Source organism: Acinetobacter sp. YH12155 (assembly GCF_013418255.1).
Taxonomy (GTDB): Bacteria; Pseudomonadota; Gammaproteobacteria; order Pseudomonadales; family Moraxellaceae; genus Acinetobacter; species Acinetobacter indicus.
Window position 1 is genome coordinate 119,279 of the sequence record NZ_VPCK01000008.1, and the last position, 23,593, is coordinate 142,871.

Below are 23,593 nucleotides of genomic sequence, written 5' to 3' on the forward strand. Positions count from 1 at the left end.
ATTGTGCTAACCGATGAGCTTGATAGGTCAAATCTGAAACTGGCTATCACCTCTTTAAGGTAACTGAGTTTAATGAGTCCATCTTCTACTCCCATGATGCAATCTCCTCATCCCATGAAAAAGAAAGTGCTGTCTGCACTGGTGGCCGTGGTTATTGGCCATATCGGGGTGTTGTGGGCGGTTAGCCAGATGGAATCACCGGAACTGAAACCGATTGACAAGGAGCCGCTAAAAGTCCGCTTTGTCAAAATTCAGGAACCCCCAAAACCTTTACCGCCACAACCAAAAGCAGAACCAAAACCGGCACAGCCTAAGCCACCAGAAGTCAAAGAAGTGAAAGTGGTTGAAAAACCATTGCCACCACCACCGAAAAAAGTGGAAAAAGTCCAGCAGGTGAAAAAGGCCGAAGCGCCAAAACCTGTGGTCAAACCGGTTGAGCCAACGCCGCAGCCAACCCCAACGGTTACCACCACGGTTTCTGAAACCAAAGTGGTGAAACCGGCACCGCAACCGGTGGTACAGCCTGCGCCAGTAGCGCCGCCTGCACCGGCTGTGCCAGCAACCAAATCGGTATCCATTGGGGGTTCGGGCGTGCAGTGGAGCCGCTCACCAAAACCATCGTATACCAACCGAGATTTACAGGGTGAAACCCGTAGCGTGGTGGTCTTAATTGAAGCCAATGAAAAAGGCTCAATCACCAGTGCGCGGATTACCCGTTCAAGCGGCATTGCTGCTTTAGATGAAAAGATTTTACGCGCAGTGCGTAGTGCAAAATTCAAACCGTACAAGGAAAATGGCGTTGCTTATCCAATTCGTGCTGAGCAACCCTTTGAATTGACATTGAATCCTAACGGCTAACTTTAATCAGGAGTTCGAGTATGAACTTTTCAGTTTATTGGCAACATGCAGATGCAGTCAGCAAAACACTGTATTTCGTGTTGCTGGCAATGTCGATTGCGACCTGGACAATTTTTGTGCTGCGTCTGATGGGCACCCGCCAACTTAAACAGCAAGCCTATGCTCAACTCGCTCAAGCGCTGAACAGCCTGAAAGCCAAATTTGCGCCTTTAAGTTTTGAACAGCGCAAGGCCGTGGCAGAGCAGGCGCTGTTACGCCAGATTTCGGCAGAAAAAGCCTCTGCAGAAAAAGGCGTATCGGTACTCGGAACTATTGCATCGCTGGCACCGTTTGTCGGTCTGTTTGGTACCGTATGGGGGATTTTCCACGCGCTGGTAGCGGTGGGTAAAAGCGGTCAGGCTGGCCTTGCCCAAGTGGCGACGCCTGTCGGTGAAGCACTGATCATGACCGGTTTTGGTTTGGCTGTCGCGATTCCAGCAGTTATTGCCTATAACATCTGTAGCCGTTTTAACCGGACCTTGTCACATGAGCTGCAAGATCATGCACACAACCTGTTAATTGACACCATGCTACAGCAGGATTCTGCGACCGCTCAGGCTGAAGTGAAAACTGCACAGCAAGGTTTAGTGGGAGGTCAGGCTTAATGGCATTTCAATTGGGTGAAGACAACGATAGCGGCATGAATGAGATGAACCTCATTCCGCTCATCGACATTATGCTGGTCTTGATGATCATCTTCCTGGTGACAGCGACCGTTGCCAACCCATCAATACCATTAACCTTGCCAGAAACCACGGCAGAAATTATTGATCCACCACCACAGGCGATTACCGTTAGCATTAATGCTTCGGGTGAAGTGGCCTGGGATGATCAGATCATCAGTCTGGATGAGCTGGAAAACCGTTTAAATGCGGCAGGCGAGCAGGAACGTAAGCCAACGGTACAATTACGTGCCGACAAAGATGCCCGTTATGATACCGTTGCCCAGGTAATGTCACGTGCGAGTGAAGCCGGACTCAGTGATATTGCCTTTGTCAGCGATAACTAAACGTGACAGGCCAGACTCAGGACGACCCATCACGGGTCGTTTTTTTATGGCAGCTGTTTATGTGTAAATTGCAGGAAAAGCGTGCAGCACATATTTTAAATGCCTGCCAATTCAATTAAGGTAGGCTAGGGAAAAACGAGAATTTTCAAGGAATTTTGGTGAAACAACGACAGGCACTGGATGCCAGAGCAGCCAGCATAATGTTTGTGCTGTGTATTTTCTGGGGACTGCAGCAGGTGGTGCTGAAAATTGCCGCGCCTGATATTTCACCGCTAATGCAAATGGCGCTGCGTTCCGGGATTTCTGCGCTGCTGGTCTGGCCGTTAATCCGGCTGGCTCAAGGTGTGCATTTATGGACACCGACGTATTTGTATCCGGGCTTGCTGGTCGGGCTGCTATTTGCCGCCGAATTTTTTATGCTGGCTGAAGCCATCCGCTTTACCTCGGCCTCCCATACCGTGGTGCTGCTGTATACCGCGCCAATTTTTGTGGCTTTAGGCCTGCACTGGAAGCTGCCCAGTGAACGGCTTTCCCTGCTGCAATGGAGCGGTATTCTGCTGGCTTTTCTGGGCATTGTGGTGACTTTTTTGGGGCGTGACAGTCAGCTCAGTGCCGCAACCAGTTCCATGCTCTATGGCGACTTTTTGGCTTTATGTGCCGGTATTTTATGGGCGGCCACTACCATAGCGGTGCGCTTAACCCCGCTGGCCGAAGCACCAGCCACCCAAACCTTGTTCTATCAGCTGCTGGGCGGTTTTATCGTGCTATTCCCTTTGGCCTACTGGTCCGGACAGGCGGTGGTGCACTGGAGTCCGGTCGCTATTGGCAGCCTGTTGTTTCATGCCATTCTGATTTCTTTTGCCAGTTATTTAATCTGGTTCTGGTTACTGAAAAACTATCTGGCCTCACGCTTGGGGGTATTTTCTTTTTTAACCCCATTATTTGGGGTGCTGTTCGGCGTGTGGCTGCTGGGTGAGCAACTGGAACACAGCTTTATTATGGGTGCTATCCTGGTGATGCTGGGCGTGGTTATGGTCAGCGCACAGGGCTGGTTCAAGCGGCGCGTGGCCTGATGCTGAGCCAATCACAACGCTTTACTGCACTGGGCTTGAGCTCACTGCTGATCTGGGCCAGCCTAGTAGGTGTGGTCAAGCTGATTAGTGAGCAGCTCAGTCCGGTGCTGGCACTTGCGCTTATTTATAGTGTCAGTGCGCTGGTGATTCTGCTGCACCAAGGTTGGCCCAAACTTAGCCAGATGCCGAAAATCTATCTCTGGGGGAGTGGGGCATTATTTGTCAGCTATGAAATTCTGTTCCTGCTGTCGATTGCTTTATCGACACAGCGCGAACAGGTGCTGATGATTGCCATGATCAATTATCTGTGGCCGCCGCTGAGTATTGTGCTGGCGATTCTGGCCAAACAGCTGCGTTATCACTGGGCGGTAATTCCAGGCTTTTTGCTGGCCGTACTGGGCTTGATGCTGGTGGTCAATCCGGAGATCTGGAACTTGGCCCAGCTCTGGAGCGTACTGACGGAAAATCCGTTGGCTTATAGTCTGGCATTTTTAGCGGCCTTGTTATGGCCCTGCTACGGGGCGCTGACCCGAGCCTATGCCCAAGGCAGCAATGCAGTGTCACTGTTTTTTGTGGTGACTGCGGGTTTGCTGTGGGCGCTGCATGTAGGACTGGATGAGCCATGGCAATGGCCAAGCCTTTCGCTATGGGGATGGATTGTGCTGGCCGGTGCCCTGATTGGGATGGCCTATCATAACTGGAACCAGAGTATTCAGTTTGGTCGTATTCAGCTGCTAATTCTGGCCACCTATTTTATTCCGGTGCTGTCTTCATTGATCTCGATGTGGCTGTTGCAGCTACAGCCTGGCTGGGTGTTCTGGCTCGGCTGTAGTCTGGTCAGTCTGGGTGCGCTGATCTGCTGGAAAAGCACCAGCGAAATTTCCGCTTAGCTGGCGCTTATTTCCCGGCCTTAAAGATCAGCAGTGCTACCTCTATTTTTCTTCAAAAATTTTCGACAATGGAATCGACAGCTTGGCTGCCAGATAGTCATCAGCTTCAATCAGTGCCGGTCCGAGTTTCTGCATCCATTCATCATCCGGATGAATATTGCCGACATCTTTGCGCTGCGGCAGCGGATAAGGCAGCTGGGTATAAAAACTCCAGAAATTGACCTGCGATAAATTCCGTACCAGCACCAGTTCATCGTTATCGGTGCGTTTAATCAGGTTTTGCTGCTCCAGCATCCAGATATAATTTGGTAAGCGGCCAATTTCATCGCGGCCCAATACTTCCAGTGCTTCCTGCTCGGTCACGCTTTCGCCTTTTTTCTGCTTTTGATAAAACAGCTCCAGCAGGTCCAGCAGCATAATCATCGGATGGCGTTTCTGGTCTTTGCCGGAATTAAAAGCGGTGAGGGCAAAGCTGATTTCCACGCCCAGCAAAATAATATTCCACGACAGAAAAATCCACAGCAGGAAAATCGGCACGGCAGCAAAGGCGCCATAGACAATTTCATAACTGGTGAAATTCGACATGATAAAGCCGAACAGGTTTTTTAATGCCTCAAACACCACCGCACTAAAGACGCCGGCAATCAGCGCGGCTTTAATCGGCACATTGCGGTTGGGAATGGTCCAGTACAGAATAAAAAAGCCGACAATGGTCAGGGAAAAGGAAATGATCCACAGAATAAAAGCACCGTTGACCTCATAACCGGCAAAGTTATTGCTCAGCACATTCATCGAGGCAACGGTAGATGACAGCACAAAGGCGCTGCCAAGTAAAATCGGCCCCAGCGAAATAATGGTCCAGTAGCGCATAAAGCCCATAATCCCGCCTCGGGTTTCTTTCACTCGCCAAATCCGGTTAAAGGCAGTTTCGATACTGGTCAGCATCAGCACGGTGGTAATGAACAGGAACAGAATCCCGATAATGGTGAGATTGCTGGATTTATCGGTAAAGGCATTCAGGGCCTTATCAAAGGCGATGGTGGTTTTGGGCAGAAAGTTGCTGTAAATCAGCTGCTGTAACTGCTGACGCGCCGGTTCTAAAGCTTTAATCGAGGAGATGATGACCAGAAAAACCGTCAGCATTGGCACCACCGCAAACAGTGTGGTATAGGTGAGCGAGCCGGCCTGTTCACGACAGCGGTCTGCTTCAAAACGGCGTAATACAAACAGCACGAATTGAAACCACTGGTGGTCATAAAAGGGCAGCTTTTTTAAATACTCAACAATCATGCGGCTAAAGTCTCGATTTTTTTAGTGATCTTTCTGTGTTTTCCTGTGCCAGCTTAACCAAAAATACAGCAAAATACCGTATAGTTTTCTTTTTTACTCTACAGATAACATTATGCAACCCTATGTTTTAGTTCTGTATTACAGCAAATATGGCAGCACCCGTGAAATGGCCCATCTGATTGCCAACGGGGTAGAGGCAGCAGGCGTAGCGGTAAAAATACGTACAGTACCGAATATTGCCGCGGTGGTCAAAACTGCCGAGCCGAGTATTCCGGCCGAAGGTGATATTTACTGTAGCCTGGATGACCTGGCCAACTGTGCTGGTCTTGCGCTTGGTTCGCCGACCCGTTTTGGCAATATGGCCTCGGAAATGAAATTCTTCTGGGATCAGACCACCAGTTTGTGGCTGAGCGGCGCTTTGCATGATAAACCGGCCTGTGTATTTACTTCTTCCGGTTCACAGCACGGTGGTCAGGAAAGTACCTTGCTGACCATGCTGCCGCCGTTATTTCATCATGGCATGATGATTATGGGACTCAGCAATGCCCATCCGGCTTTATCCAATACCAAAACCGGCGGTACACCGTATGGAGCATCGCATGTCAGCGGCCCGCGTCATGACCAGAGCTTAAGTCAGGATGAAAAGAAACTTTGTGAAGCGCAAGGATTACGTTTAGCGGACGTGGTGAAAAAACTGCACAGCGCTTAAAAAATAGCTTTAAAAAAATTAACAGCAGCAAGGCCAAAATAGCGCTCAGATCCGTTAATGGCTTTCTGCTGTTGATGCCGCTTTTTTGATTGTTAATTTAAATGAATTTCATGTGAAAATGACTGCTTCTGGTGATTTTGGCCACCCCGATTCGGCGTCTAATAGTCTTTCTATACACAGCCTATGCTGTGATGGTTCTCTCCCTATTCATGATCGGTTGGGTGCTTTCCTGTGGAGGAAAAGAGCACCTTGCCGTCATGCACACTGAGAAAAATCCAAACTACTGAGGAATACGAGATGAAAATGTGGTTCGTTATGGGATTCAGTATGCTGAGTCTAAGTCTGGTGCTGTCCAATGCAGTAGCAAGCGTGGTGCATCATCCGGATTATCCTGAAGAAAAAGCACAAACCAAAGCCAAAGATCAGGCCAGCTCAAAAGAGCCAGCGGCGACTGAACAAGGCGCCCCGACACAGAAGTAATGTATGCGGTGCTCCGTTGGTGAGCTCGCACCCTCCATCGACCTCACCTCAAAGGTGTTAGAGTTTTTCTTTAAAGCGGTGTTTGCATTTCAGACAATGAAAATCAAGAAAGATATTTTGGTCGACAATTACACCTGCTTTTTTACCAAAGCGATGCCCTAAAAAGCCGCCAGTGATCCCAACACTAATTGCACCCACAAAGGTACCAATGGTACCGCCCATAATCACCCCCAACGGTCCGGCCACGGTGCCTATGGCAGCGCCTAAAGAGGCACCGGAGGCGGCCCCGCCGACAGTTCCGGCTGCTGTTCCGGCCGACCCGAGCAATACTCCGCCAATTTTTTGTAAGTTTTGTTCATGGTTGCGCTTTTCAACCTGATTTGAGCCACATTTCGGACAGACGATACTGTGTTCCATCAACGGATTGTCTTGTGTCATGAGTGTAGAGTGCCTTCTAAAAATGCTGGGTCAATCCAAAGAGCCAATAGCTTAGGACAAAAGGCGTTAGCTGACCTTGGTCAAAACGCTCAGAATTTGCCGTTAGGCTTATGCTAAGCCATTCGGTCTGGAGCGTGGTAGAGAATTTTGTAAATCACATCGCCATAAAAAAAGAGCACCTGAGTGCTCTTTTAGATATAAATTGCCGGCGAAGTCTTAGTCGCGAACAAATTCAACCGTACCATTGGCCAGTGACTTCACACGCGCCAGAGATTCAACCCGGTAGCCTTTTTCCAGGAGCAGGTCACGACCTGGCTGGAAGGATTTTTCAATCACAATACCAATACCGACCACTTCCGCTTGGGCCTGATGAATCAGGTCAGCCAGACCTAAAGCCGCCTGACCATTGGCCAGAAAGTCATCAATCACCAGTACTTTGTCGCTTGAGCTGATGTGCTTGTTTGAAATTGCGATGGTGCTTTCAACCTGTTTGGTGAATGAAAACACTTTAGAGCGATACAGGTCATCTTTTAGGGTTAAAGACTGATATTTACGTGCAAAAATCACGGGAACGCCCAGCTCTAAACCTGCCATGACTGCCGGTGCAATACCTGATGCTTCAATGGTAATAATTTTGGTGATGCCGGCATCTTTAAACAAACGCGCAAATTCTTGACCAATTTGCTGCATCATGACCGGATCAATTTGATGGTTTAGGAAAGAATCGACTTTCAGAACTTCTTCAGACAGAACGATACCTTCAGCTAAGATTTTCTGTTCTAGTGCGTGCACGGGAGAATCCTCAACAGCAGGTGCTTTTTAAAGCAAAAGCGTATTTTAAAAAGCACCTGAAAAAATGCAAGCAAAAATCGAGAAAATGATTAACTTGTTGGGCCTTTATAGCCGGTTAACAGCAGGCCATAAGAGTTCTTCTTGTCCAGATGGGTCACTTTCACCGGTAAGTAGTCCAGTTTTGGCGCTAACCAGAAAATGGTTTCACGGCCCGGCTTGTCATGCTTAATCGCCACTTTAATGGTGTCAAAGGTGCCATAATTGGTTTTTACGCTTTCACTGCCTTGGCGTACAAATTTACGTGCTTCGACTTCCTTGGCATCGGCCAGGTAATAGGTCGATTTGAGCGAGCCATTTTTTAAGTCTTCACGAATCTGCAATTCGGCATTCAGTTCATCGAGTACACCGGCTTTCCAGGCAAATGAACGCGATTCTTTGTCTTTTTTGGTATTAATCTTTTTCGCAGCCGGATTAAAGTGAATACTCATGGTGTTGTTATGAATCAGGATTTTGCTGCTGCGGCTAAAGCTGGAAGAACCAATTTTGCCATTTTCAAAGGTGAAGCGGCTGGTTTCCGTGGCCGAAGCAATCCCGCCGGCTTTGGCGGCAAAAACATAGTTCCACTGATTGCCGGATTTGCTTAAGGTTCGGGTCGCAGAGCCAAGGTTTTTGCCGTTATAGCTGAACTGATAACTGGCTTGGAATGGACTCATGGCAAAAGTCTGGCTTGAGAACCCTGCAAATAACAGTGCAGTCGAAACTCCCGCTGCCATGCCCATCGTTTTCAATACGTGTTTAGCCATAAGTAAATTGTTTCCTATTGCTGTAAATAAGCGCACATTGTGCTTTGTTCTATTATGCGCTTGAATGATGAAGAGAAAATTTGCAAATATGCACTTTATGTAAAGCTTGTGTAGCAATCCTGATTGGTATCTGCAATCTCTTTCCCTGAGTTTTTAACTTTTTTTCTGTTTGATGGGTGTCACTTCTGTGGCCGTTTGTGCTTCTTCGGCTTCTTCACGATCGCGATCTTCAGCAATTTTTCGAAATAGGGCGGTTAGGTTGACATTGCCCATGACCACCAGTTCGGCTTCACGCAACACCGCATGATTGACATGCACTTTGCCCAGAGTGTCAATGATCGAGCGGTTCTTGCCCAGCCAGCGGTTCAGGTCTAAATGTAATAGATCATCTTTAACTTTAATCACATTCAGTTTTTGCAGAATCATGCCCAGTGGATCTTTGTTCAGCACTTTCTGATAGAAGAACAGCGCAAACCGCACACCCAGCTTATGCAGGATGCTTGGATATTTGGCTTCAATCACCTGGGTATCACTAATCTGTTCAAATACAATCAGCTGGACATTTTTATTCAGTTCCATCTGCACCAGTTTCAAATCTACCGACAAAGTAATATACAGCCCGTTGTAGTCCAGGGTCGCATACAGACGCAGCCAGTCGTCATGTAAATCGGCATGTAAGTCTTTCAGCATTTTGACATTGTCGGTGACAAAGCGCTGAAAGGTCGCATTCAGAAAAACCTGAGACATTGGAAATTCGCGCTCATCTTCAATAAATCCTTCAGCCTTCTGATACATCTGACGTAAACGTTTTGAAATGAGAGAGATAAGAGGGGACATACAGGGCATTCCAATGGGTTAATCTTTATTAACTTTGCAGAGATCTTGTCGAATTGTATTAAAAATACGCCAATTGAAGCTTGCAGTTTAGCAAAATAAACTGCACCATTTTCAAGATTTTATTTATCGTGACACGACATGTTGACGGGTGTCTCGCTTTTTTTCAAAAGTAAAAACCAGTCTTATTTTATCTCGTTTTATACGATTTGGGGAATCCGCGATTTTGTCGGATTAATGTGATGTTAAAGAAATTTCATTTTGCACCTTTGACGCAGCAGTGGTGGAAAGATCCACTATTTGGCACCGTACTGACGCTGGCGGCACTTTCGCATCTGGCTGTGTTAACGGTGCAATTTGTCATGCCACAGCAAAGCGATGCCGCGGTCAAGGAAATTGCGGTCAGCTTAAGGCCAAGTGCCACCGAAATTAAGGACGCCGACTTTTTAGCACAGGCCGATCAGCAAGGTTCTGGCACCTTCCGGGAAGCGCACCGCATGTCCAGCGATATGCCCGCACCAATGATTGAACAGAGTGCCGGTGATCAGCAGCTGGAAAGTCTGGAGCGTTTGCAGCAGCAGCGTGAACTGAGCTTTGAAGAAAAAGTGCTAATGACTACCTTAAGCTGGCAAAAGCAGGCGGCGGAAAACCAGCGTAAAAAAGCGCTAGAAGAATTGAACAGCCAGTTTCAGGCCAAAGCGGCGATGGTGGCCAGTCTAGAAGCGCAGTATTTACAGCGTCAGCAAAATTTTAGCCGTCAGCAGAAAATTAAAACCGTAGATGGAATTCAGGCCAAGCAGGATGTCGCGGCCGGTTATCTGGAAAAATTCCGTCAGAAAGTCGAATTTTATGGTAATCGTTATTATCCGGAAGCGGCCAAGCAGCAACAGCTGGCCGGTGAAGTACGTTTAATGGTGATTTTAAATGCCAACGGCGGGATTCGCGCGATTCGTTTAATTGAAAGCTCGGGACATACCATGCTGGATGAAGCTGCCAAGGCTTCTGTGCGTAAAGCTGCTCCTTTTGGTGCCTTTGATGCCAAGATGAAAGATATTTCCGAGCTACGCATTATCCGGACCTGGCGTTTTGACCCGGCTGAGGCGGAGTTTGAGGTGCGCTAGCGTTTGTAGTGACGTAATACTTCACAAATTTCAACACTGAAATTTTCATACCAAGTGTTATGTCCGAGTTGTTGTGCGACTTGGTGTTCCGCATCTAAATGCCAAGCGTGTATATCTGAAAGATCATGCCAATAGGATAGGGCGATTTCAGATAAACCTTCTGTTAATGTTTCAAAATGAATGCAGCGGAATTGGCTTAAGGCTTTCTGACATAACTGCTGTGCTGTGGCAAAATACAGAGGATCAAGTTTTTTAATTTTCGCTTTAAAAATAACAACGTATTTCATGATTGTGGCTTATCTATTTTTATTCATCTCATTATAAAATAAACCCTATAAAAAAAAGCGAGCCTAAGCCCGCTTCTTCATTGTTTAACTTTAATCGCGTTCTAGATACGGGTTTTCAAAACCGAGCTTATCCAGAATTTCAATTTCAATGCCTTCCATTTCTTCAGCATCTTCATCTGAAGTTTCATGGTCATAACCCATCAAATGCAAGGTGCCATGCACTAGCATATGGGTGAAATGGGTTAGCGGTGCTTTGCCTTGCTCATTCGCTTCGCGTAGCACCACCGGAATACAGATCACTAAATCTCCAATGGGGAAAGCATCAAGAAATTCGGCCATTTCATCGGGCAGTTCACTTGGGAAAGACAGCACGTTGGTCGGTTTGTCTTTCTGGCGATATTCCAGATTCAGTTTATGGCTTTCTTCATTGTCGACACAGGCGATCCCGATTTCACAGTCACTTTGGGTGCCAATATGTCGCAAGGTGGTTTCTACAACTTTTTTGATATAGCCACGTTTCAAGACCAGTTCAGGGGCTTGAACATCCTGTTGTAGAGAAAGACTCAGTTTCAAAATATATCCTTAGATCAGTTTAGTCCTGCGCATCGGCCTTGGCATCGTTTTCTGCAATCAGCGCTTCCTGACGGGCTTTGCGTTCGGCACGGGCCTCTGCACTCAGACGTTGTTGCTCACTGTCCCAGCCTTCGTAGGCTTCAACAATTTTCTGCACCAGTTGATGACGCACTACATCACGCGAATGGAAACGGGTAATATGAATTTCCTTGACGTGCTCCAGCACGCGCAGGGCATGCGCCAGACCAGACTGCTGACCACGCGGTAAATCGACCTGAGTCACGTCACCGGTAATTACGGCACGTGAGCCAAAGCCCAAACGGGTCAGGAACATTTTCATCTGTTCTGGTGTGGTGTTCTGCGCTTCATCCAGAATCACAAAAGAATGGTTCAGGGTACGACCACGCATATAGGCCAGTGGTGCAACTTCAATCACCTGACGTTCAATCAGCTTGGCGACTTTTTCAAAGCCGAGCATTTCATATAACGCGTCATACAGCGGGCGCAAATACGGGTCAATTTTCTGGGTTAAATCACCCGGCAAGAAGCCGAGCTTTTCACCGGCTTCAACCGCCGGGCGGACCAGTAAAATCCGCTGGATTTCATTGCGCTCCAGCATATCGACGGCTGCAGCTACCGCCAGGTAGGTTTTACCGGTTCCTGCTGGGCCAATCCCGAACGAAATATCGCTTTGTAAAATACGCTGCACATAACGTTTCTGGTTGGCACCGCGCGGGTTAATCCGGCCTTTGCGGGTCTGTAACCAGACCGCATCTAAACCGGTATGTTCCTGCTCTTCATCAATCTGCAATTCACGGTCAGTCTGGCTGCCCTGAATCATCATGTGTAAGGTGTCGGCACTAATCTGGCTGGAATTTTCCGATTCTTCATATAAACGCTGAAGCAAGAGCTCGGCTCTCTCAACTGCATCTATTTCACCATCAATAAAAAAGGCATCACCTCGATGAGAAATTTGCACATCTAGACGCTGTCCAATCTGTTTCAAGTGGCCGTTATAAGCACCGAGCATGCTTTTGAGACGTTCCATTGAAATGCCAGGAAAATTTACTGTACGTCGAATTGCTGCAGTCAAGAGAATTCCTTATTCAGAAGTAGTCGTATTGTTCCCTTACATTACGCCACGTCTGGTTCAAGATTCAAGAGTTCACCATAAACTAAATTTAAAGTTTTAATCTCGGTAATCTCAATCTCCGCAAAGCGTCCGACCCAAGCCGGATCACCAATAAATGTTACCAAACGTGTATTGTCCGCCGTGCCGACCAGCACATTCGGATCTTTGTTCGACACGCTCTCAATTAACACACGTTGCACGGTACCGAGCATGGCATCAGTTTTGTCAATACTGGACTGTTTGATCCATTGCTGCACTTTGGCCAGACGTTCTTTTTTGACATCTTCCGGAGTGTTGTCCGGCAGTTCAGACGCCGGGGTGCCTGGACGTTTTGAATAGACAAAACTGTACGAATGGTCGAAGTCCATATCCTGGATAAACCGATAGGTTTCTTCAAAGTTCTCGTCGGTTTCGCCCGGGAAGCCAATAATAAAGTCGGAAGACAAATGCATGTCCGGACGCACTTTACGTAACTTGGCAATTTTTTCGATGTAAACATCAATGGTGTGGTTACGTTTCATGGCCTGTAATACATCATTGGAACCACTTTGTACTGGCAAGTGCAAATGCGACACCATTTGTGGCAAGTCACGGTAGCACTGAATCAGGTCATCATTAAATTCTAGTGGATGCGAAGTGGTATAACGTAAACGGCCAATCCCCGGAATTTCGGCGACCAAACGCAACAGGTCAGCAAAGGTACAGATGTTGCCGTCAAAAGTTTCACCGCGATAACCATTCACGTTCTGACCGAGCAGTGAAATCTCACGCACACCTTTTTCTGCTAAACCGGCAATTTCCGCCAGTACGTCATCGAGTGGACGTGAAACTTCTTCACCACGGGTATAGGGCACCACGCAGAAAGAACAGTATTTGGAACAGCCTTCCATAATCGACACAAAGGCTTTAAAACCTTCGACGCGCGGTTCTGGCAGGAAGTCGAATTTTTCAATGTCCGGGAAGGAAATATCCACCAGCTTGATTTTTTCTTTTTTCGGTTTTTCAACCTGATCATTATGCTGATCCAGCATTTGTGGCAAACGGTGCAAGGTTTGTGGGCCAAACACCATGTCGACATACGGCGCACGTTTTTGAATATTGTCACCTTCTTGAGAAGCAACACAGCCACCCACGCCAATCACCAGATCCGGATTTTTTTCTTTTAGTTTGCGCCAGCGGCCCAGTTCCGAGAACACTTTTTCTTGTGCCTTTTCGCGGATGGAACAGGTGTTCATCAGCAGGATATCGGCATCGGCCGGATTGCTGGTCAGCACATAGCCGTGAGAATCGCCTAAAAGATCTGCCATACGATGACTGTCATACTCATTCATCTGACACCCTTGCGTTTCGATGTACAGCTTTTTCACTGAACCGTCGGCTGGGGTGTGCTGTGGCTGGGTAACAGTGTTTTCTGAGGCAGCTTTGGCACCATTTGGAATGAAGGTTTGAACCGTCATGTAGGCTCCTGAAGGATAAAATCGAGATCGTCCGTTCTGAAATGTTTGAACGGCAGAGGTGATAGAAAAACGCGTATTTTAACAGGAACTGGGTATAAACTTATAGCCCTAAATGAGGGAAGCAGAAGATTGATTTATCAATTAAAATTGTTCGAAAATTAATATTGTTTAATCATGAGGTTACATAACACAACAATTGAGGTGTTTGAGAATAATGAAACTGTTTTAGTATATTGCGGTAAGAGAGGAGAGGCGAAGTAATGACTGAAAATAGGCACATGCGCACATGGACTGAAAAGAAAAGAATTTTTTGCAAAAAGCTTGTGTTAGGTTTGGCATCACTGAGCATTTTCCCAACCTTGTACGCAGCCGAAGAGCAGTTTAATGATGCGCTGCGGGCAGCCAATGCCAGTAACCTCTCTTTATTGCAGCAATATCAAAGTGCCATGCAAAATGATGTGCTCGGCTATTATCCGGAATACTGGATTTTAAATACCAATCTGGCCACTCAGTCACCCGCCTCGATTGTGCAGTTTGCCCAGCGTTATCCACAGTCGGCCATGGCAGAAAAACTGGCTGCTGATTATGTCGAAGAAAAAGTCAAACAGGCCGATTTTAGCAATGCCGTATCAGTGCTGCCGTATGTGACCAATGCCGACCGTGCCGAAAGCTGTGCCGTGGCGCAGGTGCGTGCCCAGTCGGGTGATCCGCTGGTTTTTGCCGAATTTAAAGATGTCTGGCTAACCACCAATTCGCAGCCGGAATCCTGTACCGGTCTGGGCCGGATGATGTTATCCAGCCCACTGATGACCCAGGAAGATAAACAGCAGCGTTTGTGGGTGCAGCTGCGTGCCGGCCAATCCGGACAGGCGCTTGCCACTGCACAGGGACTAGGTTTAAACCTGAGTCTGTCGCAGCTGAACAGCATTCAGGCCAACCCGCTTAACTATTTATGGTCTGCACCAAAAGCCAGTGCTGAAGATCAGGCTTATCTGATTTATGCCTTGGGCCGCCTGGCCGATACCGACCTGAACTCGGCTCTATCTGCGGTGAAACGTGCTGCAGAAGGTACCCCGCAGTCGGTGCAGCGCGCCTTGTATCGTGCTGTGGGCTATATTGGCGGCACCACCGTCATGAAGAACAATTTTAACCGTGAAGTACTGAATGCGCTGGATGCCAGCTATGGACTGCCATTTAGCCCGGAAGAAGCGGAAATTTATGCCCGTCAGGCGATTCGTTTTGGTGCCTGGGAAAGTGTAATTCGCGCGATTGATGCCATGAGCGTGTCACAAAAGCAGGAAGATCGCTGGCAGTACTGGCTGGCGCGTGCCTCTGAGCAACGCGGCGATGCTGCTTCAAAACGCAGTGCCGACGCGATTTATAAACGTTTGGCTCAGGGTGATGATTACCACAATTTGCTGGCCAAAGATCAGCTCGGATATAGCTATTCTTCGATTCCGGTGAGCCGTGAGCCAAGTTCGCAGGATATGCAGCGTTTAAATCAGGATATTCACTTTAGACGCGCCTTTGCCTTGCGCCAGATTAATGCACCGGCCAGTTATATTAACCGTGAATGGAATTGGGCTGTGCGTCAGGCCTATTTAAAACATGATGATGGTCTGTTATTGGCTGCAGCTAAACGCGCCACCGATATGGGCTGGTATGACCGGGCCATTTATGCGGCAGACCGCACCACCAAGCAGCATAACTATCAGTACCGTTATGCTATGCCGCACAAGAATTATGTGGTCAGCCACAGCCAGAACGCCGGGATTGATCCGGCTTGGGCCTATGGCCTGATGCGTCAGGAAAGCCGTTTTGTGACTACGGCGCGTTCGCATGTCGGGGCGGGTGGTTTAATGCAGATTATGCCGGATACCGCGCGTTTAATTGCCCGCCAAATGGGGGAAACCTATAATCCGGCGGCACTCACCGATATGAATACCAATATTCGTTATGGCACGTTTTATCTGTCGACCATCCAGGGTCAGCTTAGTAATAACTCGGTTTTAGCAACTGCGGGCTATAATGCCGGGCCAAACCGTGCCCGTCGCTGGCAGCCTGAATTTCAAAACATGGCAGCGGATCAATATACCGAATCCATTCCGTTGCTGGAAACACGCGATTACGTTAAACACGTCATGACCAATGCCACGCACTATGGATTATTGCTGGGTCAGGGCGCGCAATCAATCAGTAAACGTATGCAGCAGATTCCAATGCGCAATACGCAGTAAACAAGATGGGGTGTCTCCTGCATGGATGCAGGAGGATGGGACTCAAAACGACACGAGAAGGTGCTAAGTTTGAGAATGAAGAAATTGACAGCCGGGGGGCAGCCAGCGGGAATCCTCATCCTGATTTCGGGTGGGGCGGGGGTATTGCTCAGTAGTGCTGCATGTGCTGCCACGGTGCAGGGCTATGTCATGGATGTACAAATGACACCCGCCGTGTGCATGTTTGACAGCAACCGCGCCAAGCAGCGGAAATGCCTGCAAGGCTACTCGCTGAATATTACCGGGCTGTATCCGGAAACCTCCCGTCGTGACTGCGAAACCAGTTCTTCAGCCAAACTGTCTCCCATTCAGGCCAAAGTGGTGGCACGGGTCATGCCCGATGAACATGCCCGGGTGCAATTGTGGCAGGGCATTGGCGGCTGTGTGCCGATGAATGCCAGCCAGTATTTCCGTACCATCATTAACTATGCCGACCGGCTGAAAGTCCCGGCGGTGCTGACCGGTCAGGAAACTACCGTGGTGCAGCAGAATGAACTGAACCGGCTGTTTATTCGCCTGAATCCGGGTATGCATTCCAAGAGCATTCATTTTCAGTGCACTTCGCATCAGGCCAAAAGTTATTTAACTGAATTGAAAATCTGCTATAGCCCGAATGGGCGCTATAAACAGTGTAGCAGTAGCGTGGAAACCCAGTGTCCATCGGCCTTTATTATTAAAGGTTCATACTAAAACCCGACGTTTTTCGGCATTTTATTTATATTTCCTATCAGACTTTTGTTGAAATCCATAGCCTTTTACATGCATCTGACAAAGGATTGGAGTACAATCTTTGCCGTTTATGATTATTAAGATTAGATAGAACAGCTATTTAATCGCATTAACTATCCTCTCAACTGGAGATAATTACATGAAGCAACCTGTTCGCGTTGCCGTTACTGGCGCTGCTGGTCAAATTGGTTACAGCCTATTATTCCGTATCGCTAGCGGTGAAATGTTGGGTAAAGACCAACCAGTTATTCTTCAATTATTAGAAATTCCTGTTGAGAAAGCTCAACAAGCGCTGAAAGGCGTAATGATGGAACTTGACGACTGTGCTTTCCCATTATTGGCTGGCATGATCGGTACTGATGATCCTAAAGTTGCATTCAAAGATGCTGACTATGCACTTTTAGTTGGTTCACGTCCACGTGGTCCAGGTATGGAACGTGCTGACCTTCTTAAAGTCAACGGTGAAATCTTCATCGGTCAAGGTCAAGCGCTGAACGAAGTTGCGAGCCGTGACGTTAAAGTTCTTGTTGTAGGTAACCCTGCGAACACGAATGCTTACATCGCAATGAAATCTGCTCCAGATCTTCCAGCGAAGAACTTCACAGCAATGTTACGTCTTGACCACAACCGTGCGTTGACTCAACTTGCTCAAAAAGCTGGTGTTGCAGTTTCTGACATCAAAAACATGACAGTTTGGGGTAACCACTCTCCAACAATGTATGCTGACTACCGTTTTGCGAACGTAAACGGCGAAAGCTTGAAAGACAAAATCAACGATGCTGAATGGAACAAAGACGTATTCCTTCCAACTGTTGGTAAACGTGGTGCTGCAATCATCGAAGCGCGTGGTCTGTCTTCTGCTGCTTCTGCTGCAAACGCTGCAATCGACCATATGCGTGACTGGGCGCTTGGCACAAACGGCGAATGGGTAACCATGGGTATTCCTTCTGATGGTTCTTACGGTATCCCTGAAGGCGTAATGTTCGGTTTCCCTGTAACTTGCGAAAATGGCGAATACAAGATCGTTCAAGGTCTTGAAATCGACGAATTCAGCCGTGAGCGTATCAACTTCACGCTAAACGAGCTTGAAGAAGAACGTGCAGCAATTGCTGACATGGTGAAATAATTTAGTGTTGAACTAAGTTAGAAAAAGCACTTCATTTGGGGTGCTTTTTTTTATGCAGCTGTATGGATTGTTGTATTGGTCAGTGCCATGACAAACCTCACAAAACATAACAAGAATACATCGGCCTGTAGCCCTAATGCTGTTCCGGATTTGCTAGTTTATGGACTTCGCCTAGAAAAATACGGAGTCATTCCATGGTACTCGAACAACAGCCGACCTTAGAATTATTATTTGAACAACTGGGTTTAGCCGCAGACGAAGCATCTATTGAGCAATTTGTGCGTGCCCATCAATTGCCGGCAGAAGTGACCTTGCCCGATGCCGGATTCTGGAGTGAGGGACAAAGCGCCTTTTTACGCGAACACTGGCATCAGGATGATGAGTGGATTGTGATTATCGACAAATTAAACCAGTTACTACACGTTGAAAGCGACAAGCTGGCGCAATAAGCCGGAGCCAGTTCAATCAGGCTTATCCGCCTTACATGCTTTGGTACAAAAAAATACAACAAGCGCAGTCACAAGGCTGTGCTTTTGTGCAGAATTCTTATAACGTAAAGCTACAATACAGTAAAAAAATGCTGAGGAGGACGCCATGTTTGATCAGCAACCCACATTAGAACTGTTATTTGAGCAGCTGGGTCTAGAGTCCAGTTCAGAAGCCATTGATCAATTTATTGAAAGCCATCAATTAACTTCCGATATTCCCCTACATAAAGCCGCATTCTGGAGCAAGGCCCAGCACGATTTCATTATCAGTCACTGGAAAAGTGATGATGAATGGGCCATCGTGATTGATGTCTTAAACGAGCAATTACATACCGAACATAAGCTTTCCGGCTCTTGCGAACTTTAATCACAAATTGAAACAACAAACCTGGTCGCAAAGACTAGGTTTTTTTTGCTTTATCTTATAAGTTAGATGGATAAATAACTACAATTTATCTGATATATAAGGAGGGCGAGATGCTCAATCACAACACACCATCCTTAGCTCTATTATTTTCTCAACTTGGTTTAGCCAATAGTCCGGCGGCCATTGAACTTTATGTACGTACCCATCAACTGCCTTCCCATATTTCTTTGCATGATGCGCCGTTCTGGAATAAATCCCAGCGTGCTTTATTAATCAGTCATCTGGTCCAGGATGATGACTGGGCGATCTGGGTCGATGAATTGAATCAACAATTACATATGGATGCCTATAAAGCCCAAACCGCTTAATCCTGCCTGAAGATTCAAGCGTTTCTGTAGTCCATAAAAAATGCCTCAATCAATGAGGCATTTTTGTTGTTAAATATTTTTTTCGTGCTGAGCTTTAGTGTAAATGCGGCTGAATCAGCTGCACAAACCAGCTTTGACCATGACAGTGTTCAAAGGCAGTATGTTCACGTAGTACATCGGCATCAAACTCGGCTGTTTTACGGTATTTGGTCAGCCAATGCTGAGTCAGTGCATTTTCTTTTTTCGCTGCGCTGGCATAGGCCAGGAACAGGTAAATATCGCCATGATTATAATTGGTCAGCGGTTTTAGAATCTGCTGGGTAATTAAGGCAAAGCGGGTTTCCTGGCTGATTTCAAAATACAGCATATAGGCCTTGGCCAGGGTTAAGGACAGATTTAAATATAAGGACAGCGGCATTTCCTCAAATTCAACCCGGCCTTGCTCCAGCAGCACAATCGCTTCTTGCAGGAAATAGGTCTGTTCCTGACGGACCTGACTCAGCATCACCAGTTCTAGGCGTAATGAAGCACGTTCCAGCGCCAGTTCCGGGGTGTTGCCCTGTAAATAGAGCTGGTCAGTTTCACCGATACGCTGAATAATCGGTTGGGTAGTATCACGCATCGGCACAATCCTCAGTTCACAATACGGTTTATATGAGGCCACTTGCCAGGATTTAAAGGATCACCACAACTGTGGATCACTACGCAGCCAGGCAGTAATCGAAAGGCGCTGCTGTTTGGAGAGCAGCACTTCATGCAGCAAATCACTTTGGAATAAGGCCATCCGGTTGGGCTGTGGCGCAATGATCTGCCATTCGCCCTGTTTGTCCTGCAAGCGTAATTCACCGCCCCAATCGGCCTGCCACTGTTCATGCAGATAAAAGACGCAGGAAATCATCCGGCCATTTTTACCTTGCGGATTATCGCGGTGCAGGGCATAAAATTCGCCGGCGTTATAACAGGCAAAATGGGCTTCGACTTCCTTAATGCCCAGAAAAAAGGCACGATTTAATTGCTCGGCCAGCGCCATTAAGGTTTGGGTATGCTGCTCGGCAACCGGCAGGCTTGAATCCAGCCATAAGATATGATCACTGCGAATCTGGCTGACCACACCGTTTTGAATGGCTGCGTTACGAAACTCATTCAAATGTGCGGTACATTCTGCTACCAAAGCTTGTACATAATCCTGTGGATAGGCATCATCAATCAGGGCATAACCGGATTGATCCAGATCATTAAATATCTGTTCCAGATTCCAGGATGGTGGTAGAGAATGTGTTTGCATAGGCAAAACTCGAACAAGGATAAAAAAGTGGGGGAACTATTTTAGAGCAAGATAAGCCTCTGAATGAAACTTTTTTTCATGCTAAAATACCGGTTGATTTCAGGAATTAAAGAAACATGAATTACCGTCACCATTTCCATGCAGGCAACTTTGCTGATGTCATGAAGCATGTGCTTTTGCTTCAGTTACTGACACGTTTAAATGCCAAAGATAAACCTTATCGCTATATTGATACACATGGCGGTGCAGGCAAATACGACTTATCTTTAGCACCTGCACAGAAGTCGGGTGAGTTCTTAAATGGTATTCACCGTCTGGTCAAACTGGATGACTCGATTATCCGCAATGCACCGGAAGGCGTGAAGCAGTATCTGAATCTGGTCGAGCAGATGCGCGAGACGGATGGCAAGGGCGCTTATCCGGGTTCACCATGGTTTGCCTTACAAGGCATGCGTGAGATGGATAAAGCCACGGTGTTTGAAATGCAGCGTGATGTTTTTCAGCAATTGCGCAGCAATATCCGTGACCGTCGTGCTGGCTTGCATGAACGTGATGCTTACGAAGGTCTGCTTGGGGTGATTCCACCGAAAGAAAAACGCGGTCTGGTCATGATTGACCCGCCTTATGAGCTGGAACGTAAAGACTTCCCGCAGCTGGTAGAACTGCTGGTCGCGGCCTATAAAAAATGGCCAACAGGCGTGTTTGCGGTGTGGTATCCAATTAAAGACCGCGCCATGATTGAACGTTTTGAAAAGAAAATGTACAAATCGGGCATTCGCCGTCAGCTGGTTTGCGAAATCTGTGTCTGGCCAGATGATACCCCGGTTGGCTTGAATGGCTGTGGTTTACTGGTGATCAATCCACCTTGGAAATTCTCTGAAGATGCAGATGAAGCCTTACAATGGTTATTCCCGCATTTACGCATGCAGGACAATGGTGGACATGCAGCAGTACGCTGGCTGGTTGGCGAATAAGCCAAGCAGTCACAACAGAGATTAGGTTAGAGTTAGGAATAAAATAATGATAAACACACCGAAGCCCGAGGGTGATTCCGTGACGCGTGAACATGATTACGATGGAATCACATTTGAAGTGGTGGAAGAGGAACGTACCCGCGAGGGGCAAAAGGTCAAACGCCGTGGCATCTACCTGTGGCCTAATCTCATTACCACCGCGGCTTTACTGTCGGGCTTTTATTCAATTATTGCCAGCATGAATGGCGAATATAGCCAGGCCATTTATGCCATTTTCCTGGCGGCCTTATTTGATGGTTTAGATGGTCGTGTTGCGCGTGCCATTGGTGCGCAAAGTCCGTTTGGTGAGCAGTTTGACTCCTTGTCCGATATGCTGGCCTTTGGTGTGGCCCCGGCAATTTTAATGTATAGCTGGAGCCTGAATGATCTGGGCCGGATTGGCTTGGCCTGCTGTTTTGTCTATACCGCCTGTGCGGCTTTCCGTCTGGCGCGTTTTAACGTGCAGATTGGCGTGGTTGATAAGCGTTATTTTATTGGTGTAGCCAGTCCATTGGCGGCTTTAATGCTGGTGTCGCTGGTCTGGGTCGGCCGCGATTTTCCTGAAATTTATAATATTCAGGACTTTGGTATTCAGATCATCAACGCCGTGATTATTGTGGTGGTTGGCTTGCTGATGATTTCCAATATTAAATATTATTCCTTTAAGACATTGGACCGTAAGCGGGTGCCGTTTATTGTGCTGCCGATAGCAGTTTTTGTACTGGCGGCCATGACCTATAATATTCCGGTCGGTATTCTGGTGATTTCTATCATCTATGCATTATCAGGTTTTGTGACTACTTATATGGCGAGAAAAACCGCCGAATCATAACAAGATGACACCCAGGAGCTTGCTATGCAGATGTTTCAAGATTTTCTCGATCGATCCAAACAACTGAATCAAGCTCCACATCAACTCAAGCTTGAGCAGCTGCCTTTTCACGCCCCGAACCAGAAATATAAAATCATTCATCAAGGGCTGATGATTCCCAATTTGCCCGCGCCCTTACATTATCTTAATTTCCTGAGCCTGATTGGGCAGCCAAATGCCCCGATGCTGCGTAATGACAGCGCGATTCAAACCCATCCGCTGGATACTGCTACGGTACTGGTCAGTTCCAGTCCACATATGGTGGGGCAGCTCAGCAGTTATTCAGTGGAAAAAGAATGTTATTTCAAGCCGGCACTGTTTCAGTTTGGTGGCCGGGAACAGCTGGAAGGACATTTTCCGGAGTTTCGGGTCCAACGTCTGGATTCTGAACTCAGTTTTGATCTGAAGATTCGTACTACCCCGGTGATTTCCTATTTTGCCAAGCTACGCATGGGGCTGGCCGATCACTGGTCTTTGCTGTGTGAATGCAGTGGACAGCTTCAATATAAACAGCAACATTATCAGATCCAGCAACTCGGCAGCTTTGAATATGCGCGAGCCATTAATTTTCCTTATCTACCTTTAGCCTTTTTTACCTATCAGGTGATTAATCTGCAGCAACAACGGCAGTTATTACTGGCCCAAGTGCGGGACCGCTTTAACCGGATTTTGCAGTCGCGGATGTATTTGCGTGACCTGAGCGGTGGCCAAAGCCAGCTGTTTGATGAAGGCGTATATTTTAAAGTGCACCGGGTTTATCCGGCGGTGATGACTCCAAACCGGCAAAGCATGTATCTGCCGCGTGAATTTGAATGGTGTTACAGCGGTGCAGATGGCACGCGTATCCATATTCAGGCACAAAGCCGCGGGGATTTTAAATTTGGCTTGGCTGCAGGTTATGTCGGCAGTTTTCATTATCAGGTCAAAATAAATGATGTCGAAGAACAGGGCGAAGGCGGCTATTGTGAATATATTGATTGTCGCGCCTTAAAATGGCAGGAAAAAAATCAGGCAGAAAAATTAGGTGATCATTTGGCCAATCCGGTCCCATTTTTAGTGAAAAAAGAAAAATAAGTGTATTTTTGTTGAATAAATAAACAGTTGTGTCGTATTTCCCAAAATAATTAAAAATAGGGGTTGCGTCAGGTTTTATTTGCTCTATAATGCACATCCATCGGCGGTGATGTTGATAAAAACTTGTTGATAAACAAGGGTTTAGCCAAAATGGTTGAGTTCTGGTTTAGGTGGTAAGTTTAGAAATAAAATCAACATTGCATGTTGACTT

At 47.2% G+C, this 23,593-nt stretch carries 28 protein-coding genes; 17 read left to right on the plus strand and 11 right to left on the minus strand.

Annotation, left to right across the window (positions count from 1 at the left end):
• Positions 1 to 72: 72 nt before the first annotated feature.
• The 5 genes from FTU86_RS07895 to yddG all read left to right on the plus strand — a co-directional run bounded on the left by FTU86_RS07895 (position 73) and on the right by yddG (position 3,869).
• Positions 73 to 858 carry an energy transducer TonB gene (locus tag FTU86_RS07895; RefSeq protein ID WP_016659573.1) on the plus strand — a complete coding sequence of 262 codons (786 nt, stop codon included), beginning with the start codon at positions 73 to 75 and terminating at the stop codon, positions 856 to 858.
• A gap of 20 nt (positions 859 to 878) precedes the next feature.
• Positions 879 to 1,502 carry a MotA/TolQ/ExbB proton channel family protein gene (locus FTU86_RS07900; protein ID WP_005182127.1) on the plus strand — a complete coding sequence of 208 codons (624 nt, stop codon included), beginning with the start codon at positions 879 to 881 and terminating at the stop codon, positions 1,500 to 1,502.
• Positions 1,502 to 1,906 (plus strand): biopolymer transporter ExbD, encoded by a 405-nt coding sequence (locus tag FTU86_RS07905; RefSeq protein ID WP_005182129.1) that lies wholly within the window; start codon positions 1,502 to 1,504, stop codon positions 1,904 to 1,906. Before FTU86_RS07900 ends, FTU86_RS07905 begins: the two co-directional genes overlap by 1 nt.
• 158 nt (positions 1,907 to 2,064) lie before the next feature.
• Positions 2,065 to 2,979: a DMT family transporter gene (locus FTU86_RS07910; RefSeq protein WP_127799009.1), complete on the plus strand. Its 915-nt coding sequence runs from the start codon at positions 2,065 to 2,067 to the stop codon at positions 2,977 to 2,979.
• Complete coding sequence (yddG, locus tag FTU86_RS07915) at positions 2,979 to 3,869, plus strand: aromatic amino acid DMT transporter YddG (protein ID WP_160241633.1); 891 nt, start codon at positions 2,979 to 2,981, stop codon at positions 3,867 to 3,869. The genes FTU86_RS07910 and yddG overlap by 1 nt, the downstream gene beginning before the upstream one ends.
• 42 nt (positions 3,870 to 3,911) lie before the next feature.
• Here yddG and FTU86_RS07920 read toward each other — a convergent pair whose 3' ends face one another.
• Positions 3,912 to 5,159 carry a YihY family inner membrane protein gene (locus FTU86_RS07920; RefSeq protein ID WP_005182132.1) on the minus strand — a complete coding sequence of 416 codons (1,248 nt, stop codon included), beginning with the start codon at positions 5,157 to 5,159 and terminating at the stop codon, positions 3,912 to 3,914.
• A 112-nt stretch (positions 5,160 to 5,271) separates the two neighbouring features.
• Between FTU86_RS07920 and wrbA the strand changes: the two genes are divergently transcribed.
• On the plus strand, positions 5,272 to 5,868 hold the full coding sequence (wrbA, locus tag FTU86_RS07925; protein ID WP_104470746.1) for an NAD(P)H:quinone oxidoreductase: 597 nt from the start codon (positions 5,272 to 5,274) through the stop codon (positions 5,866 to 5,868).
• A 297-nt stretch (positions 5,869 to 6,165) separates the two neighbouring features.
• Positions 6,166 to 6,348 (plus strand): hypothetical protein, encoded by a 183-nt coding sequence (locus tag FTU86_RS07930; protein WP_180048386.1) that lies wholly within the window; start codon positions 6,166 to 6,168, stop codon positions 6,346 to 6,348.
• 57 nt (positions 6,349 to 6,405) lie between these two features.
• Here FTU86_RS07930 and FTU86_RS07935 read toward each other — a convergent pair whose 3' ends face one another.
• From FTU86_RS07935 to FTU86_RS07950, 4 genes are all read right to left on the minus strand, one after another.
• A complete protein-coding gene (locus tag FTU86_RS07935) occupies positions 6,406 to 6,786 on the minus strand; it encodes a hypothetical protein (protein ID WP_160241632.1) in 381 nt (126 codons plus the stop codon).
• 216 nt (positions 6,787 to 7,002) lie between these two features.
• Entirely contained in the window at positions 7,003 to 7,578 is a 576-nt protein-coding gene (locus FTU86_RS07940) for a xanthine phosphoribosyltransferase (protein WP_005182137.1), read from the minus strand.
• An 89-nt stretch (positions 7,579 to 7,667) separates the two neighbouring features.
• A complete protein-coding gene (locus FTU86_RS07945) occupies positions 7,668 to 8,381 on the minus strand; it encodes a DUF3108 domain-containing protein (RefSeq protein ID WP_045796415.1) in 714 nt (237 codons plus the stop codon).
• A 153-nt stretch (positions 8,382 to 8,534) separates the two neighbouring features.
• Complete coding sequence (locus FTU86_RS07950; RefSeq protein ID WP_104498991.1) at positions 8,535 to 9,218, minus strand: hypothetical protein; 684 nt, start codon at positions 9,216 to 9,218, stop codon at positions 8,535 to 8,537.
• Between the two features lie 239 nt (positions 9,219 to 9,457).
• Between FTU86_RS07950 and FTU86_RS07955 the strand changes: the two genes are divergently transcribed.
• Positions 9,458 to 10,336 (plus strand): energy transducer TonB, encoded by an 879-nt coding sequence (locus FTU86_RS07955; protein ID WP_168384797.1) that lies wholly within the window; start codon positions 9,458 to 9,460, stop codon positions 10,334 to 10,336.
• On the opposite strand, the gene FTU86_RS07960 is transcribed toward FTU86_RS07955, so the two are convergent.
• From FTU86_RS07960 to miaB, 4 genes are all read right to left on the minus strand, one after another.
• Positions 10,333 to 10,623 carry an antibiotic biosynthesis monooxygenase gene (locus FTU86_RS07960; protein ID WP_016659563.1) on the minus strand — a complete coding sequence of 97 codons (291 nt, stop codon included), beginning with the start codon at positions 10,621 to 10,623 and terminating at the stop codon, positions 10,333 to 10,335. The genes FTU86_RS07955 and FTU86_RS07960 overlap by 4 nt on opposite strands.
• A gap of 90 nt (positions 10,624 to 10,713) precedes the next feature.
• Complete coding sequence (gene ybeY, locus FTU86_RS07965; RefSeq protein ID WP_005182166.1) at positions 10,714 to 11,196, minus strand: rRNA maturation RNase YbeY; 483 nt, start codon at positions 11,194 to 11,196, stop codon at positions 10,714 to 10,716.
• Between the two features lie 19 nt (positions 11,197 to 11,215).
• Entirely contained in the window at positions 11,216 to 12,289 is a 1,074-nt protein-coding gene (locus FTU86_RS07970; RefSeq protein WP_016659561.1) for a PhoH family protein, read from the minus strand.
• A 41-nt stretch (positions 12,290 to 12,330) separates the two neighbouring features.
• Positions 12,331 to 13,785 (minus strand): tRNA (N6-isopentenyl adenosine(37)-C2)-methylthiotransferase MiaB, encoded by a 1,455-nt coding sequence (gene miaB / locus FTU86_RS07975; protein WP_104472822.1) that lies wholly within the window; start codon positions 13,783 to 13,785, stop codon positions 12,331 to 12,333.
• A 260-nt stretch (positions 13,786 to 14,045) separates the two neighbouring features.
• Between miaB and FTU86_RS07980 the strand changes: the two genes are divergently transcribed.
• The 6 genes from FTU86_RS07980 (at position 14,046) to FTU86_RS08005 (ending at position 19,139) form a co-directional block, all read left to right on the plus strand.
• Positions 14,046 to 16,022: a lytic transglycosylase domain-containing protein gene (locus tag FTU86_RS07980; RefSeq protein WP_045796418.1), complete on the plus strand. Its 1,977-nt coding sequence runs from the start codon at positions 14,046 to 14,048 to the stop codon at positions 16,020 to 16,022.
• A 75-nt stretch (positions 16,023 to 16,097) separates the two neighbouring features.
• Positions 16,098 to 16,751, plus strand: a complete 654-nt coding sequence (locus tag FTU86_RS07985) for a ribonuclease I (RefSeq protein WP_045796419.1) — start codon at positions 16,098 to 16,100, stop codon at positions 16,749 to 16,751.
• A gap of 178 nt (positions 16,752 to 16,929) precedes the next feature.
• Positions 16,930 to 17,916 carry a malate dehydrogenase gene (locus tag FTU86_RS07990; protein ID WP_005182191.1) on the plus strand — a complete coding sequence of 329 codons (987 nt, stop codon included), beginning with the start codon at positions 16,930 to 16,932 and terminating at the stop codon, positions 17,914 to 17,916.
• A 194-nt stretch (positions 17,917 to 18,110) separates the two neighbouring features.
• Positions 18,111 to 18,365 carry a DUF2789 family protein gene (locus FTU86_RS07995; protein WP_005182193.1) on the plus strand — a complete coding sequence of 85 codons (255 nt, stop codon included), beginning with the start codon at positions 18,111 to 18,113 and terminating at the stop codon, positions 18,363 to 18,365.
• Positions 18,366 to 18,510: 145 nt separating this feature from the next.
• Positions 18,511 to 18,771: a DUF2789 family protein gene (locus FTU86_RS08000; RefSeq protein ID WP_005182196.1), complete on the plus strand. Its 261-nt coding sequence runs from the start codon at positions 18,511 to 18,513 to the stop codon at positions 18,769 to 18,771.
• Between the two features lie 110 nt (positions 18,772 to 18,881).
• Complete coding sequence (locus FTU86_RS08005) at positions 18,882 to 19,139, plus strand: DUF2789 family protein (RefSeq protein WP_005182199.1); 258 nt, start codon at positions 18,882 to 18,884, stop codon at positions 19,137 to 19,139.
• Positions 19,140 to 19,233: 94 nt separating this feature from the next.
• Here FTU86_RS08005 and FTU86_RS08010 read toward each other — a convergent pair whose 3' ends face one another.
• Both FTU86_RS08010 and FTU86_RS08015 read right to left on the minus strand, forming a co-directional pair.
• Positions 19,234 to 19,761 (minus strand): hypothetical protein, encoded by a 528-nt coding sequence (locus tag FTU86_RS08010; protein WP_160241630.1) that lies wholly within the window; start codon positions 19,759 to 19,761, stop codon positions 19,234 to 19,236.
• Positions 19,762 to 19,821: 60 nt separating this feature from the next.
• Positions 19,822 to 20,424 (minus strand): 2OG-Fe(II) oxygenase, encoded by a 603-nt coding sequence (locus FTU86_RS08015; RefSeq protein ID WP_160241629.1) that lies wholly within the window; start codon positions 20,422 to 20,424, stop codon positions 19,822 to 19,824.
• 116 nt (positions 20,425 to 20,540) lie between these two features.
• Here FTU86_RS08015 and FTU86_RS08020 point away from each other — a divergent pair, with 116 nt between their 5' ends.
• Genes FTU86_RS08020 through FTU86_RS08030 form a run of 3 tightly spaced genes read left to right on the plus strand, consistent with a single transcriptional unit; the run spans position 20,541 to position 23,382 of the window.
• A complete protein-coding gene (locus FTU86_RS08020; RefSeq protein WP_005182209.1) occupies positions 20,541 to 21,398 on the plus strand; it encodes a 23S rRNA (adenine(2030)-N(6))-methyltransferase RlmJ in 858 nt (285 codons plus the stop codon).
• A 46-nt stretch (positions 21,399 to 21,444) separates the two neighbouring features.
• Positions 21,445 to 22,269, plus strand: a complete 825-nt coding sequence (gene pssA, locus FTU86_RS08025; RefSeq protein ID WP_016659558.1) for a CDP-diacylglycerol--serine O-phosphatidyltransferase — start codon at positions 21,445 to 21,447, stop codon at positions 22,267 to 22,269.
• A gap of 24 nt (positions 22,270 to 22,293) precedes the next feature.
• Positions 22,294 to 23,382: a DUF6670 family protein gene (locus FTU86_RS08030; protein WP_005182214.1), complete on the plus strand. Its 1,089-nt coding sequence runs from the start codon at positions 22,294 to 22,296 to the stop codon at positions 23,380 to 23,382.
• The last annotated feature ends 211 nt before the right edge of the window (positions 23,383 to 23,593 follow it).

Coding starts and splice junctions, on each gene's coding strand:
- FTU86_RS07895 (WP_016659573.1), top strand. CDS start 73: ATGAGTCCATCTTCTACTCCCATGATGCAATCTCCTCATCCCATGAAA.
- FTU86_RS07900 (WP_005182127.1), top strand. CDS start 879: ATGAACTTTTCAGTTTATTGGCAACATGCAGATGCAGTCAGCAAAACA.
- FTU86_RS07905 (WP_005182129.1), top strand. CDS start 1,502: ATGGCATTTCAATTGGGTGAAGACAACGATAGCGGCATGAATGAGATG.
- yddG (WP_160241633.1), top strand. CDS start 2,979: ATGCTGAGCCAATCACAACGCTTTACTGCACTGGGCTTGAGCTCACTG.
- FTU86_RS07920 (WP_005182132.1), bottom strand. CDS start 5,159: ATGATTGTTGAGTATTTAAAAAAGCTGCCCTTTTATGACCACCAGTGG.
- wrbA (WP_104470746.1), top strand. CDS start 5,272: ATGCAACCCTATGTTTTAGTTCTGTATTACAGCAAATATGGCAGCACC.
- FTU86_RS07930 (WP_180048386.1), top strand. CDS start 6,166: ATGAAAATGTGGTTCGTTATGGGATTCAGTATGCTGAGTCTAAGTCTG.
- FTU86_RS07935 (WP_160241632.1), bottom strand. CDS start 6,786: ATGACACAAGACAATCCGTTGATGGAACACAGTATCGTCTGTCCGAAA.
- FTU86_RS07945 (WP_045796415.1), bottom strand. CDS start 8,381: ATGGCTAAACACGTATTGAAAACGATGGGCATGGCAGCGGGAGTTTCG.
- FTU86_RS07950 (WP_104498991.1), bottom strand. CDS start 9,218: ATGTCCCCTCTTATCTCTCTCATTTCAAAACGTTTACGTCAGATGTAT.
- FTU86_RS07955 (WP_168384797.1), top strand. CDS start 9,458: ATGTTAAAGAAATTTCATTTTGCACCTTTGACGCAGCAGTGGTGGAAA.
- FTU86_RS07960 (WP_016659563.1), bottom strand. CDS start 10,623: ATGAAATACGTTGTTATTTTTAAAGCGAAAATTAAAAAACTTGATCCT.
- miaB (WP_104472822.1), bottom strand. CDS start 13,785: ATGACGGTTCAAACCTTCATTCCAAATGGTGCCAAAGCTGCCTCAGAA.
- FTU86_RS07980 (WP_045796418.1), top strand. CDS start 14,046: ATGACTGAAAATAGGCACATGCGCACATGGACTGAAAAGAAAAGAATT.
- FTU86_RS07985 (WP_045796419.1), top strand. CDS start 16,098: ATGAAGAAATTGACAGCCGGGGGGCAGCCAGCGGGAATCCTCATCCTG.
- FTU86_RS07990 (WP_005182191.1), top strand. CDS start 16,930: ATGAAGCAACCTGTTCGCGTTGCCGTTACTGGCGCTGCTGGTCAAATT.
- FTU86_RS07995 (WP_005182193.1), top strand. CDS start 18,111: ATGGTACTCGAACAACAGCCGACCTTAGAATTATTATTTGAACAACTG.
- FTU86_RS08000 (WP_005182196.1), top strand. CDS start 18,511: ATGTTTGATCAGCAACCCACATTAGAACTGTTATTTGAGCAGCTGGGT.
- FTU86_RS08005 (WP_005182199.1), top strand. CDS start 18,882: ATGCTCAATCACAACACACCATCCTTAGCTCTATTATTTTCTCAACTT.
- FTU86_RS08010 (WP_160241630.1), bottom strand. CDS start 19,761: ATGCGTGATACTACCCAACCGATTATTCAGCGTATCGGTGAAACTGAC.
- FTU86_RS08015 (WP_160241629.1), bottom strand. CDS start 20,424: ATGCAAACACATTCTCTACCACCATCCTGGAATCTGGAACAGATATTT.
- FTU86_RS08020 (WP_005182209.1), top strand. CDS start 20,541: ATGAATTACCGTCACCATTTCCATGCAGGCAACTTTGCTGATGTCATG.
- pssA (WP_016659558.1), top strand. CDS start 21,445: ATGATAAACACACCGAAGCCCGAGGGTGATTCCGTGACGCGTGAACAT.
- FTU86_RS08030 (WP_005182214.1), top strand. CDS start 22,294: ATGCAGATGTTTCAAGATTTTCTCGATCGATCCAAACAACTGAATCAA.